This is a genomic window from Geodermatophilus sp. FMUSA9-8, from assembly GCF_037034165.1.
GTDB lineage: Bacteria > Actinomycetota > Actinomycetes > Mycobacteriales > Geodermatophilaceae > Geodermatophilus > Geodermatophilus nigrescens.
On sequence record NZ_JBAGKE010000002.1, the window covers coordinates 123818 to 137298 of the forward strand.

The 13481-nt window shown below is 79.5% G+C and carries 11 protein-coding genes; 6 read left to right on the forward strand and 5 right to left on the reverse strand.

The genetic code is table 11. The annotated features are described in order from the left end of the window. Window positions 1–148: 148 nt before the first annotated feature. Window positions 149–4219 (forward strand): FtsK/SpoIIIE domain-containing protein, encoded by a 4071-nt coding sequence (locus tag WA616_RS04865; protein ID WP_336027805.1) that lies wholly within the window; start codon window positions 149–151, stop codon window positions 4217–4219. 8 nt (window positions 4220–4227) lie between these two features. On the opposite strand, the gene WA616_RS04870 is transcribed toward WA616_RS04865, so the two are convergent. The 4 genes from WA616_RS04870 to WA616_RS04885 form a co-directional block, all read right to left on the reverse strand. Beyond that, window positions 4228–4740, reverse strand: coding sequence for a DUF6912 family protein (locus WA616_RS04870; RefSeq protein WP_336027808.1), 513 nt, complete (start codon window positions 4738–4740; stop codon window positions 4228–4230). A 69-nt stretch (window positions 4741–4809) separates the two neighbouring features. Beyond that, window positions 4810–6192 (reverse strand): WS/DGAT/MGAT family O-acyltransferase, encoded by a 1383-nt coding sequence (locus WA616_RS04875; RefSeq protein WP_336027810.1) that lies wholly within the window; start codon window positions 6190–6192, stop codon window positions 4810–4812. A gap of 91 nt (window positions 6193–6283) precedes the next feature. Beyond that, window positions 6284–7579, reverse strand: coding sequence for an AAA family ATPase (locus WA616_RS04880; protein ID WP_336027811.1), 1296 nt, complete (start codon window positions 7577–7579; stop codon window positions 6284–6286). Next, a complete protein-coding gene (locus WA616_RS04885) occupies window positions 7579–8517 on the reverse strand; it encodes an SAF domain-containing protein (RefSeq protein ID WP_336027813.1) in 939 nt (312 codons plus the stop codon). The genes WA616_RS04880 and WA616_RS04885 overlap by 1 nt, the downstream gene beginning before the upstream one ends. A gap of 201 nt (window positions 8518–8718) precedes the next feature. Here WA616_RS04885 and WA616_RS04890 point away from each other — a divergent pair, with 201 nt between their 5' ends. Continuing rightward, window positions 8719–9027, forward strand: coding sequence for a helix-turn-helix domain-containing protein (locus WA616_RS04890; RefSeq protein WP_336027815.1), 309 nt, complete (start codon window positions 8719–8721; stop codon window positions 9025–9027). 2 nt (window positions 9028–9029) lie between these two features. Here the strand turns inward: WA616_RS04890 and WA616_RS04895 are convergent, their stop codons facing one another. After that, a complete protein-coding gene (locus WA616_RS04895) occupies window positions 9030–9599 on the reverse strand; it encodes a hypothetical protein (RefSeq protein ID WP_336027817.1) in 570 nt (189 codons plus the stop codon). Between the two features lie 83 nt (window positions 9600–9682). On the opposite strand from WA616_RS04895, the gene WA616_RS04900 reads away from it, so the two are divergent. The 4 genes from WA616_RS04900 (at window position 9683) to WA616_RS04915 (ending at window position 13403) form a co-directional block, all read left to right on the forward strand. Continuing rightward, a complete protein-coding gene (locus WA616_RS04900) occupies window positions 9683–10384 on the forward strand; it encodes a hypothetical protein (RefSeq protein ID WP_336027819.1) in 702 nt (233 codons plus the stop codon). A gap of 146 nt (window positions 10385–10530) precedes the next feature. Further along, entirely contained in the window at window positions 10531–11073 is a 543-nt protein-coding gene (locus WA616_RS04905; protein ID WP_336027821.1) for an Rv3235 family protein, read from the forward strand. A gap of 491 nt (window positions 11074–11564) precedes the next feature. Further along, complete coding sequence (locus WA616_RS04910) at window positions 11565–12365, forward strand: helix-turn-helix domain-containing protein (protein ID WP_336027824.1); 801 nt, start codon at window positions 11565–11567, stop codon at window positions 12363–12365. 144 nt (window positions 12366–12509) lie between these two features. After that, window positions 12510–13403, forward strand: a complete 894-nt coding sequence (locus WA616_RS04915; protein WP_336027826.1) for an SDR family oxidoreductase — start codon at window positions 12510–12512, stop codon at window positions 13401–13403. Window positions 13404–13481 lie beyond the last annotated feature (78 nt).

Consider the following 13481-nt stretch of genomic DNA (forward strand, 5'->3'; position numbering starts at 1 on the left):
CGTTCCGTCCCGGGCACCTCCCGGGACCTGGGGGCGGACGCTAGGCCGGGACCGCGACGGCGCCCGCTCCCCCGTCCACAGCCCGCCTCCCGTCCACAGTCCGCGCCGGCGGCCTCCGCCCGGGCGCGTGGGACCGCACGGTCGCCGGGTGCCCGCTCCCCCGCCGGACGTCCCCCCGCGCTGCTGGACCGTGGTCGGCCCCGAGGGCGCCGTCGACGTCGAGGTCTCCGCCGCCGACGACGATCCGCTCGGCGCCGTGCTGCCCGTGCTCACCGCGGCGCTCGGCGTCCCGGCGGCGGGCGTGTGGTCCGGGTCGACCCGGCTCGGCGACGACCTGCCGCTGACCTCGCCGCTGCTCGCCCATGGCGCCGTCCTGGGCCTCGGGCGGCCGACGCCCCGCGACGAGCGGCCGCCGAGCCCGCTGGAGCTGCACGTGGTGGGCGGCCCGGCGGCCGGGACGACCGTCGGCCTGGCCTCCGGGAGGCACGTGGTCGGCCGCGGCGCCGGCGCCACGCTGCCGCTCCCCGACCCGGGGGTGTCCCGGCGGCACGTGCGGCTCGACGTCGGCGCCGGCGGCACCACCGTGACCGACCTCGGCTCGACCAACGGCACCCGGCTCGACGACCGCGACCTCACCGGCCCGGCGGCCTGGCCCGACGGGGCGCCGCTGCGCGTGGGCGCCACCACGCTGGCGGTCACCGGTCCGCGGGACGCCCCGGCAGCCACGCGTCCGGCCCCGGGCGGGCGGGTGCTCCTGCAGCCGGGCGTGGCGCCGTCCGCCGGGCGTCCCGAGACCGAGGTGGTGCTGCCCGGCCCGCCGGAGGACGCCCCGCGCCGGAGGCTGGCCTGGGTGGCAGTGCTGCTGCCCGCCGTCGCCGGCGCGTTCCTGGCCTGGGCGCTGGCGACCCCGACGTTCCTCTTCTTTGCGCTGCTCTCGCCGCTGGTCGCGGTGGGCACCTGGGTCTCCGACCGGTGGACCGGCCGGCGGTCGGTGCGCCGGGCGGCCGCCGCGCACGCCGAGGAGGTGGCGGCGGCGCGGGCCCGGCTGGCCGGGGCCGTCCGGGCCGACGTCCGGGCCGCCGCCCGGGCGCTGCCCGACCTCGCCGCCCTGGCCGGCGCGGCCCGCCGTCGCACTGCGCTGCTGTGGTCGCGTGGCGCCGACGACCTGGTCGTCCGGCTGGGCCTGGGCCCCGGACCGACCCGGGTGGTCCGGGTCGAGGAGGGACGGCGGCACGCGGAGACCGCCGGTGACCTGCCCGTCGACCTGGACCTGCTGCGCGCCGGCGGCCTGGGGGTCACCGGCCCGCGGGCGGCCGCCCTCGGTGTCGCGGCGGGCGTGCTCGCGCAGGTGGCGGCGCTGCACCCGCCCGGCGACGTCGACGTCGCGCTGCTCGCGGCGCCCGACCGTGCCCGCGACTGGGCGTGGGCGCGGTGGCTGCCGCACCTGGCGCCCGGCGCGGTACACGCGCGGGCGGGCACGGCGGCCGGGTGGCTGGCGGCGCTGGTGGTCCGGCCGGGCGGGCGGCTGCTGCTCGTCGTCGACCGCCCGGTGGACGACGAGGAGCGCGACGCCCTCCGCCGCTGCCGCGCGGCCGGGGCGCTGCTCCTGTCGGTCGCCGGGCGCATCGGCGAGCTGCCCGTGTCCGGCGGCGCCGCGGTGCAGGTCGGGGGCGAGACCGGCGACACCGGCCTCCTCGACCGCGGGGACGGGTCCGCCCGGGCCGACTTCACCGCCGACCGCCTGCCCCGGCCGGTCGCCGCCCGGCTCGCCCGCGACCTGGCCGCGCTCGACGCGGGCCGCGCGGCCCCTCCCCTGCCGCGCACGGTCCGGCTGCTCGACCTCGTCGGGCCGGACGACGGCGGCCCGGTGGCGGTCGCCTGGTCGCGCGCGCGGGACTCGCTGCGCGTCCCGCTGGGGCGCACGGCCGAGGGGACCGCCGTGGTCGACCTCTGCCGCGACGGGCCGCACGCGCTGGTCGCCGGCACGACCGGGTCGGGGAAGTCCGAGCTGCTGCAGACGCTGGTCGCCGGGCTCGCCCTCGCCTCCCCGCCCGACCGGTGCTCCTTCCTGCTCGTCGACTACAAGGGCGGTGCCGCCTTCGCCGAGGCCGCGTCGCTGCCGCACACCGTGGGCCTGGTGACCGACCTCGATGCCGCAGCCACCGCCCGGGCGCTGCGCTCGCTCACCGCGGAGCTCACCCGCCGGGAGGCGCTGCTCGCGGCGGCCGGCGTCGCCGACCTGGCCGCCCTGCCCGACGACGTGGCGCTGGCCCGCCTGGTGATCGTCGTCGACGAGTTCGCGGGCCTGGCCGAGGAGCTGCCGGAGTTCGTCAGCGGGCTGGTCGGGATCGCGCAGCGCGGCCGGTCGCTGGGCGTGCACCTGGTGCTGGCCACCCAGCGGCCCGGCGGCGTGGTGTCCCCCGAGATCCGGGCCAACTGCTCGCTGCGGCTGTGCCTGCGCACCACCGACGAGGCCGACTCCCGTGACGTCCTGGGCGGCCCCGAGGCGGCGCGCGTCCCGGCCGACCGGCCCGGCGGCGGGCTCCTGCGCGTCGGGTCGACGCGTCCGGTCGCCTTCCAGGCCGCCCGGGTGGCGAGCACCCCTCCGCCGCGGGCCACCGGTCCCGCCGTGCGCCGCCGGCCGTGGCCGCCCGGGCCCGCCTCCGACGGCGGGCCGGGGACGCCGCGGGGCGTGACGGACCTGGCCCGCATCGCGGAGGCCGTGACGCGGGCGGCCGGGTCGGCCGGCGGGGCACCGCCGCACCGCCCCTGGCAGCCGGCCCTGCCCGACCGGCTGCCCGCCGCCGACCTCCCGGCCCCGGCCGGCCCGGGCACCCGCCTGCCGGTGGGCCTCGTCGACCGCCCCGACCGGCAGGCCCGCGAGGTGCTCGCACTGGACCTGACCGGCGGCGGGGGCTGGCTGGCCGTCGGCGGGCCCCGCAGCGGCCGCACCACCCTCCTGCGGACGGTGCTCGCCGAGGCGGTCACCCGGCTCACACCGGACCGGCTGCACGTGCACGTCCTCGACCACGGCGGCGGCGCGCTGGCCGCCGAGGCGGCCCGGCTGCCGCACACCGGCACCGTCGTCGGCGCGGGCGACGCCCTGCGCACCGTCCGGCTGCTGGCCCGGCTCACGGAGTCGGTCGCGGCCCGCCGCGCGTCCCCGGAACACGGCGGTCCCCCCGTGCTGCTGCTCGTCGACGGCGTCGAGTCGCTGATGGCGCAGCTCGACGAGGCCCTGCCGGGACAGGGGTCGGCCGAACTGCTGCGGCTGCTGCGCGACGGCGCCGCGGCGGGCCTGACCGGCGTCCTCACCGCCGACCGGGCGGTCCCCGGCGGGCGGCTGGCCGCGGTCGCCGGCACCCGGCTGGTGCTCCCGCTGCCCGACCGTGCCGACTACGCCGTCGCCGGCGTGCCGGTGCGTGCCGTCCCCGCCACCCGGCCGCCGGGCCGGGCGCTGCTCGGCGAGGACGCGCTCGAGTGCCAGCTGGCCCTCCCGCGACCGCTGCCCGCGCCGCTGCCCGCGCCGTTCGCCGGGCCGGCCGCGTCCACGGCCCTGCGCATCCCCGAGCTGCCGCCGGCGCCGGTGCTGCCGCCCGGCGGCGGCGCCGGCGACGACCCGCTGGCCGCGGTGCCGCTCGGACCGGGTGGCGACGAGGGGACCGTGCTGCACGCCGACCTGCGCCGCGGCGGCGGGCTGCTCGTCGTCGGGCCGCCGCGCAGCGGCCGCACCGGCGCACTCGCGGCGGTCGCCGGCACGCTCGCGGGCTCCGGCGTCCCGGTGGCGCAGCTCGTCCGCGGCCGGCAGCCCGTCGTCGCGCCGGGCGCGCTGGCCCTCGCCGCCGACGACGTCGCCGGCTGGCACGCCTGGCTGCGCGCCCTCGACGGCGGCCCCGGGGTCCTCCTGGTCGACGACGCCGGCCCGCTCGCCGACGCGCCGGTCCTCAGCGCCACCAGCGGGCCCTCGGGGCGGGACGTCGTGACGCTCGCCGCCGGCACCGCCGGTGAGTTGTCCGGCGCCTTCCGCGGCCCGGTCGCCGACCTGCGCCGCAGCCGCAGCGGGCTGCTGCTGTGCCCGGGTCCCGGCGACGCCGAGCTGCTCGGCATCCGGCTGCCGCGCACTCCCGTGCCGGTGCGCCCGGGATCGGGCTGGCTGGTGACCGCCGGCGTCGCGCAGCGGGTCCAGGTCGCCCGGCACGCCGCCGGCGGCGGGCCGTGACCGGCGGGTCAGAGCAGGTCGAGCGCCGGCCCGATCTCCTGCGTCGCGTACCAGGCCAGCTCGTGCCCCTCGGCCTGGTCGACGACGAACTGCGCCTCGTCGCTGCCGAGGTCGGCCTCCAGGACGACGCCGACCGCGGCCCGGACGTCGTCCTCCGCGTCGGCCCCGTCGACGTGCGCGCTGGCCACGTCCGCGAGCGCGACGTCCCCGGTCACCCGCACCGCGCCGGGGTCGGTGTCGGCGTCGTCGACCTCGGTGACAGTCGTGTCGGGTACGTCGGCGGCCAGCACCACCCGGCGCCGGGCGGCTCCCGGGTCGACGTCGATCAGCCGCAGGCTCGCCCGGGCGCCCGCCAGCAGCGCCGCGTACTCGAGCTCCTCGACGTCGGCCGCGGCGTCGCTGAGCGCGTAGTACCCGCGCAGCCGGGCGGTGACGGCGAAGGCCGTGTGCGGTCCGGCGAGGCGGCCCTCGTCCACCAGGCGCCGCAGCACCGTGGTCGTCGCCGGCAGGTAGATCCGCACCCGGCCGCTCCTCTCCTGTCGGGGACCGCGACGGTATCCCGCGCCCCAGCGCAGGCCGCGGCCAGCGGGTCAGCGCACGGACTCGGCGAGCGCCGCGACCTCCTGCTCGACGAGGTCGGCGAGCACGTCGACGTCGCCGACGCCGTCGCGGTCGGCGTTGAGGCCCACGTACACGGAGCCGTCGTAGCTGGTCATCCCGACCGACAGCGCCTGGCCGCCCACCAGCGGCACGACCGGGAAGACCTCCAGCATCCGGCTGCCCGCGGCGTAGAGGGGCTGCTGCGGGCCGGGGACGTTGGTGACGACGAGGTTGAACATCCGCCGCGACAGGCCCCGCGCCGCGCGGGCGCCCAGCGCGTGCAGCGTCGGCGGCGCGAAGCCGGTCAGGGCGATGAGCGCGTCGGCGCGCACCGAGCGGCCCGAGTCGGTGACGCCGCGCATGGCGTAGCTCAGCCGGGCCAGCCGCACCCACGGGTTGGGCTCCCCGACGGGCAGGTCGACCAGGTAGGCCGCGACGCTGCCCCCGGGCGCCCGCTGTTCCTCGCCCTGCACCGACACCGGCACCAGCGCGCGCACCGCCGTCGAGCCGAGGACGGGCTCCCCGCGCGAGAGCAGCCAGTCGCGCAGCGCGCCGGTCAGCACGGTGAGCAGGACGTCGTTGACCGTGCCGCCGTGCGCCTTCCGGATGGCCTTGAGGTCCTCGAGGTCGGCGCGCGCCACCGCGACCCGGCGCTGGGTGCCCAGCGTCCGGCCGAGCGGGCCGTGCGGGGCCGCGAGGATCGCCGAGCGTGCGGCGCGGGCGAGCCCCTCGGCCACCCCGGCGACGCGGGCGGCGGTCGAGCGCAGGTCCCCGACGGCCGCGCGCGCGTTCTCCAGCACCGCCGTCGGCCGCTGCACGGACTCCACGAGCGCGTCGCGGACCAGACCGACTCGGCCCGGCAGCCGCCGCGGCACCCAGGAGTCCGCGGCCGGCGGGGACGCCTCGGGGGTGGTGTCGAGCAGGACCTGCGCGATGTCCACCGCACCCAGCCCGTCGACCAGCGCCGGGTGGGTCTTGGTGACCACCGCGACCCGGCCCTCCTCGAGCCCCTCGACGAGGTAGACCTCCCACAGCGGCCGGTCGCGGTCCAGCGGCCGCGAGGTCACCCGGGAGACGAGGTCCAGCAGCTGCGCCCGGGTGCCGGGACGGGGCACCGCCGAGCGCCGCACGTGGTAGGCCACGTCGAAGTCCGGGTCGTCGGCCCAGACCGGGTTGGCCAGGCGCCCGGGCACCGGCACGATCCGCTGCCGGTAGCGCGGCACCAGCGGCAGCCGCGCCTCCAGCAGCTCCGCGAGCGCGTCGAGGCCGCCCTGGACCGGCTCGAGCACCAGGACGCCCGCGACGTGCATCGGCGCCCCGGCGTCCTCCAGGTACAGGAACGACGCGTCCAGGGTCGTCAGCCGCTCGGCCATCGTCCTCCTCCGGATCGGTGCCCCACGCTACGGGGCCGGGCGGCGGCGCCCCAGTCCGCGCGGCGGTCCCCGTCCCGGCCGGGGGTGCGGGTCACCCGGCGCGCCGGCGGCGCCACCCGCGGCGTCCCGGTGCCGGCTCGGGCACCCGGGCCAGCACGGCGGCCAGCCCTCGCAGGCCCGCCCGCAGCGGCGAGCCCGGCGCCACCTCGGCGAGCGTCCGGCCCGAGGCGAGCGCCGCGTCGGTGGCACCGCGGTCGGCCGGGAGGAAGGCGCGCACCGGCCGGCCGGCGAAGCGCTCGAGCGCCTCCCCGATCTCCCGGCGGGCGTCCCCGGGCACCGGCCCGCGGCGCACCTGGTTGACCACCACCACCGGCTCCACCTCGGGCAGCAGGTCACGCAGCTGGCCCAGGGCGCGGATGGTGCGCTGCAGGCCGACCGGGTCCGCGCCGCTCACGCACAGCACCTCGTCGGCACTCTCGAGCACCGTCACGGTGGCGCCGTTGCGCCGTGGTGCGGCGGTGTCGAAGGACAGCTCCTCGTCCTCCTCGAGGTTGAAGGCGCAGTCGACGACGGTCAGGTCCGCCACCCGGCGGGCCTCGTCCAGCACGGCGCCGACCGCGCGGGGCCGCAGCTCGGGCCAGCGGTCGGCCCGCGCGAGCCCGGTGAGCACCGACAGCTGCGGCCGCACCGACCAGGCGAGCCGGAGCAGCGCCGCCTCGTCGAGCGTGCCGGCGGCCGCCTGCCGCGCGGCTCCGGCCAGCCCGGGTGACTCGTCGAGCAGCCCGAGCACCTGCGCGACGACGCCCCCGTAGACGTCGGCGTCGACCAGCAGCGTCGGCACGCCGAGCCGGGCCGCCTCGTCGGCGAGGCCGACCGCGACCGTGGTCCGCCCGGGCGCCCCGGTCGGTCCCCACACCGCGACGACCCGGCCGCGGGCGGGCCGCCGGTCGGCCGGTCCGGGCCCGTCCCCGCCGGCTCCTGGGAGCGCCGCACGCGGGTCGGCAACGTCGTGCCCGCCCGCCGGACCGCCGGTGACGGCCTCGCGCAGGGCCCGCACCACCTCCTCCGGAGCGGCGTCCGCGGGCAGCACGGTCGTGACGCCGAGTGCGCGCAGCCGGTCGCCGGCCCGCTCGTCGCCGGGGTCGACGAGACCGACGACGGCCACCCCTCCGGCCTTCAGCCGGGCGACGGCGTCGACGTCGAGCCGGTGCAGGTCCGCCGACAGCAGCGCCGCCTGCGCGGTGCCTGTCGCCGCCGTGGCCAGCAGGTCGGAGGCGTCGACGCAGCGGCGGACCACCGTGACGCCGTGGTCGGCGCGGTCGAGCGCGCCCACCAGCGCGGCCTCCCAGGGGGCGCCGGTGACCGCGGTGACGACCTGCAGCGCCATCAGAGGGTGGGCCCGGCGGGAGCGCCCGGGCCGGCGACCGGCGCCGGGGCGGGCTGGACCGCGGGAGGCGCGGCCGCCGTCGACGGCGCGGCGGGCGCCGGCAGCGGACCGCCCGCGGCGGGCGCGCCGGTCGTCGGGGTGCTGGTCGAGGAGGCGCCCGTCGTCGGGGCGCCCGTCGTCGGGGCGCCCGTCGTCGGGGCGCCCGGGGACGGGGAGGCCGACGGCCGAGCCGCGGAGGGAGCACCGTCCACCGGGCCGTCCACCGAGCCGTGCACCACGACGACCAGCGGCCGCCCGCCGATCGACCCGAGCACCGCGGCCGCGTCCGCGGTCGGGACGCCGACGACCACCTGCACCGTCGTCGTCGCCGTCGACAGCACGCCCTCGGCGCGCCCGCTGACCGCCTGCACCGTCGCTCCCTCGACCACGGGGACGACGCCCTCGCCGGTCGTGGTGCCGGCGGGGTCGGTCACGCCGTAGACGTCGACGACCTGTCCGCGGGTCAGGCCCGGCGGGACGTAGCCGGCCTGCACCGGGAGGGCCACCTGGACCAGGTCGGCCGGCTCCTCCAGGGCGGCGCGCGGCAGCAGCTCCCCGGCCCGCACCGCCCGGGCGAGCGTGCGGCCGGCGGGGTCGGTGCCGCTGGACAGGTAGGCGCCGGCGGCGTCGCCGAGCCGGACCTGCACGGCGACGAGGTCGGCGGCCTGGATCTCGGTGCCCGCGGCGAGGTCGGCGGCCACGGACCAGACGGGCACGGTCGCGTCGGCGGCACCGACCACCCGCGCGCCGAGCAGCACCGACCCCAGCACGAGCAGGACCCCGAGGACCAGCCGCAGGTCCAGCCACCGCGGCGGGCGGACGCGGCGCGGCACCGGGCCCGCCGCCGTCCCCGTGGCCGGCGTGGCCGTCGGCGGCACCGTGCGCGTGGCAGCGCTCACCGGGCGCTCCTCTCAGTCCCCGGAGCCGTGTGCGGCTCCCCCGCACCGGCGGGCGTGACGACCGGCGTCCCGCGCGGTCGGACGCAGATGATGCGATACGGGTGCGGATGGACGCACGGGTTGTCCACACGTTCGGGTGTGGACGGGATGCACGCGGACGGTCGCGGTGCTGACAGACTGGCGGCGACCGGACGGAGAGCCATGCCCACACCGCGATTCCTGACCCTCGACGACGTCGCCGAGGTCCTCAACGTCTCCTGGTCGCAGGCCTACGCGCTGGTGCGGCGCCGGGAGCTGATCGCCATCCAGATCGGCGGCCGTGGCCAGTGGCGGGTCGAGGTCGACGAGCTCGAGCGGTTCATCCAGCGGAAGTACGCCGAGGCGCGCGCCGGTGCGGTCCCCGCCGCCGAGGAGCTCGCGTCCGCCGACGCCCCCCCGGCGGGCGGGGACGCCGAGGCCGAGACACCGGCAGAGGCCGGCCCCGTCCGCGGACGGCGCACCCGCCGCTGACCTCAGGCGGCGCCCGGGGTCAGCGTCCGCACCACGGCCACCGCCGCCAGCACCACCGCGCGCACCGAGCGCACGGCCCCGGCCCGCCGGAAGTCCTCCGGCGCGTGCTCGGCCAGCTCGACGAAGTCCGCGCCCACCCGGTCCACCGTGCCCGTGAGCACCGCGCCGTCGTCCAGGACGACGGCCACGGCGGCGCGGTCGCGCGCCAGCCCGCGGAGCGCCCGCCGCAGGTCCAGGGCCGCGCGCACCGGCGACGCCGGCTCCGCGGCCGCCGTCGACCGCACCAGTCCCGACACCGCCAGCACCGCCGGCAGGGCCACCAGCACCTCCCGCCCGGCCTCGTCGGTCAGCAGCGCCCAGTCCGGCCCCACCTCCTCGAGCCGGCCCGCGACCTCGCCCGCCCCGCGGCAGCGGAGCGACACCCGCGCGCCCACCGCGCCGCCGAGCCGCCCGGTCAGCCGGACGGCCGCCGTCTCGGCCCGCGACCGGGACGGCAGCTCGGCGCGCTCCTCCGCGGCGGCGGCCTCCTCGAACTCCGCCTGCAGGTCGGTGAACAGCTGCTGCCAGCGCATGACCGGAGCGTAGATCCACAGCATTCGTTGCGTTTGCGTGCGTTTGTCTGGTCTAGTACGCCGACGCGTGCAGAGGAGGAGACATGTCGATGCGTCGGCTCGTCGTCACGACGGCGGCGATGGCGGCGGTAGCGGCCGTGCTGGCCGTGCTCACCCCGGACCCGTCCTGGCTCTCGGCCGGGAGCCTCCAGCGCGCCGTCGACACGGCCGGCCCGGAGGCCGTGCTGCTGTCCGCGGTCGCGGCCGCCGCGTGGCTGGCGTGGGCGTGGGGCGCGCTCGGGCTGGTGCTCACCGCCCTCTCCGCGCTCCCCGGCCTCGCCGGTGCGGCCGCCGCACACGTCCTGCGCGGAGTCCTGCCCGCCGCCGGCCGGCGGGCCGCCGCGCTCGCGCTCGGCGTCGGTCTCGCCGCGACGCCGGTGCTCACCGGCTGCACCGGCTCGGCCGCCGTCGTCCCGGCCGCCGCCACCGCCTCGGCCGGAACGCCCGCCGCCACCACACCGGCCGCCGTGCCGGACTGGCCCACCGCGCCGGCGGCCACCCCCACCGGCACTCCGACGACGCCGGTCCCCGACTGGCCCCTCCCCGCACCGGGCGACCACGTCGTCCTGCGCGGCGAGTGCCTGTGGTCGATCGCCGAGGCCGACCTCCGCGAGCGGACCGGGCGCGAGCCGGCCGACGCCGAGGTGGCCGAGGCGGTCGGCCGGTGGTGGTCGGTCAACGCCGACGTCATCGGCACCGACCCCGACCTCCTGCTGCCCGGCCAGGTGCTGCGCCCACCCGCCTGAACCACCCGCCTGAACCACCCGCCCGTCCCGCCTGCCCGCACCGCCTGCCCGCACCACCTGCCCGCACCACCTGCCCCCACCACCTGCACCGCCCCGTCCCGGCCGCTCCCCCGGCCCACCCCTCCGACCTGCCCCCGGGAGCCCCCGTGACCGCCGCCTCCCCCGCCGGCCCGCAGCCGGCCGTCGCCGCCCCGCACCTCACGCTCGTCCCGGCCCTGCACCCGCCGCTGCGCGGGCCCGCCGCCGTGCTGGTCGACCCGACCACCCCGCCGCCACGGCCGCCGCACCGCCCGGGTCCGCGCCCGGCCGCGGACGGCGGACCCGCGCGCCGGCCCGACCTGCTCGGTCCCGCGTGGTCGGTGCGCGCCGGGCTGCCCGACCCGCGCGCGGCAGGGCGGTTGCTGTTCACCACCGTGCTCGAGGCGCTCGCCGGCCGCCGCCCGATGGGGCAGGTCCAGCGGCTGACCGCGCCGGGCGTGCACGCCGCCCTGCTGGCCGGGCGTCGGCCGGCGTGGTGCAGCCACGGCGCCGGACCGCTCCTGCTCGGGCCGGTGTCGGTCTGCGAGCCGGTCGACGGCGTCGCGGAGGTCAGCGCCGTGGCGCGCCGGGCCGGCCGGGCGCACGCCGTCGCCGCCCGGCTCGAGGAGAACCACGGCCTGTGGCGCTGCACCGCGCTGTCGATCGGCTGACGACCGGCCGGGGGCGTCCGTCCGGGGCGCCAGGTCAGGCCGGCAGGTCAGGCCGTCCGATCGCGGCGTCCGGTCGGGACGCCCCGGCGGGACGCCCCGGCGGGACGTCCGGGCGGGCCCCCTGCTGGACCCACCCGGACGGCGTCTCGCCGCCCGACCCGGGCTGGACCCGACGCGGTCCCACGATGCAGCGGCGCCACGCGACGGCCAAGGGGTCCCTGGTCGAGGCTTCGCCCACGGGCCCGCACGTGCGTAATCTGTCCGGCGGGACCAGCAGGCCGCCGGTCCCCCTCCGCACCCCGGGACGCGGCATGCCGGCACCTGAGACAGCGACCGTCCAGCGGTCGTCGTTCACCTCCGCCGACGAGGCCGAGGTCACCGACTTCATCCGGCAGACGTAAGCCGACAACACGGCGAGGTTCGCCCCCATCCGGAACGGCGCGCGCTTCTCGGCACTGGTCCACGACACGCCGTTCGTCCGCGCGGACCGGGTGCGCACGTCCATCGACTGCAGCGGCCACTCCGCCGACGGCTTCGCCGACCACGTGTTCTTCGTCGTGCACGCCGGCAGCGTGCAGGTGGACAGCCGTCACGCCGGCACGGTGGCGACCGCCGGGGACGTCTCCCTCTACCCGCTCGCGGTGCCGGTCGACTTCGTGATGAACGGCTTCGACGTGACCACCCTGCGGCTGCCGGCCGAGCGCGTCGGCCGGGTCGCCGAGGACACGACGGGGACGTCCGCCGCCGACGTGCGGTTCACCGGCATCACGCCGGTCTCGCCGTCGATGCACCGCTACTGGCGGTCCCTGGTCGGTCTGGTCAGCGGCGCACTGATGGACCCGCTGTCCCCGCTCGGCTCCCCGCTGCTCGCGGAGGAGATGGCCCGCACCGTGGCCACCGCCGCGCTGCACGTCTTCCCGAACACGGCGCTCGGCCGGGAGCACGTGCCCGGCCCGGGCGCCGTCGCGCCGGCCACGGTCCGCCGCGCCGTGGCGCACATGGACGCCTGCGCACACCTGCCGCTGCAGCTCGGCGACATCGCCGCGGCGGCCGGCACCAGCGCGCGGGCCCTGCAGTACGGGTTCCGCCGGTACCTCGGCACGACCCCGCTCGGGTACCTCCGCCGCGTCCGGCTCGAGCACGCACGCCGCGAGCTGCAGCGCGCCGACCCGACCCGCGGAGACACGGTCGCGGCCGTCGCCGCCCGCTGGGGCTTCGCCAACCCCGGCCGCTTCGCCGCCGCCTATCGCGCCGCCTACGGCGTCTCCCCGGGACAGACCCTGCGGGACTGACCCTCCGCAGCCGGAGCGGTGCCCCCGTCCCGGCCGGCCCCCGTCGGACGGGGGGACCAGCAGGTCCTGCCTCGCGCCGGCCGGAGCGCCGACGGTGGGGACACGGCGCGGACAGCGCCGACCCCACGAGCACAGGAGCCTGAGATGGCCCGCACCATCGACATCCCCGTCCCCGACCTGTCGGGCAAGCGGGTGGTCCTCACCGGAGGCAGCGACGGCATCGGCCTGGTCCTGGCCCGCCGCCTGGCGCAGGCCGGTGCGGACCTGGTCCTGCCGGTCCGCAACCGAGGCAAGGGCGAGGCGGCGACGGCGGAGATCCGCGCCCGCGTCCCCGGGGCACGGATCACCCTGCACGCGCTCGACCTGTCCTCCCTCGCCTCGGTGGACGACCTGGCCGGCGTCCTGCTCGCCGAGGGCCGCCCGATCGACGTCCTGATCGCCAATGCGGGCGTGATGACGCCGCCGGAGCGCCGGACGACGGCCGAGGGGCACGAGCTGCAGTTCGGCACGAACCACCTCGGCCACTTCGCCCTCGTGGCGCGGCTGATGCCCCTGCTGCGTGCCGGCCGTGCCCGGGTGACGACGCAGCTGAGCATCGCGGCGAACAGCAATGCGATCAACTGGGACGACCCGGACTGGGAGCGGTCCTACGACGGGATGCGCGCCTACAGCCAGTCGAAGATCGCCGCCGGGCTGTTCGCCCTCGAGCTCGACCGGCGCAGCGTCGCCCACGGCTGGGGCGTCACGAGCACCCTGAGCCACCCCGGCGTCGCCCCGACCAGCCTGCTCGCGGCGCGGCCGGAGATCGGCCGGGCGGACGAGGGGCGCGAGCTCCGGATCATCCGCCGGCTGTCGGCGCTGGGCATCGCGGGGACGCCGGAGACCGCGGCCCTCCCCGCGCTGCTCGCCGCGACGGCGCCCGACGCCGTCGGCGGCCGTTTCTACGGCCCCAGCCGGTTCTGGCACGTGAGCGGCCCGCCGGCCGAGCAGCGCCTGTACCGCACCCTGCGCAGCGCCGAGGACGCCGCGCGCATCTGACGGCTCTCCGAGGAGCTGACCGGCCTGGCCTTCCCCGCGGACGGTGCCGGGCACGTCGCCGGACCGGCCGGCGACCGT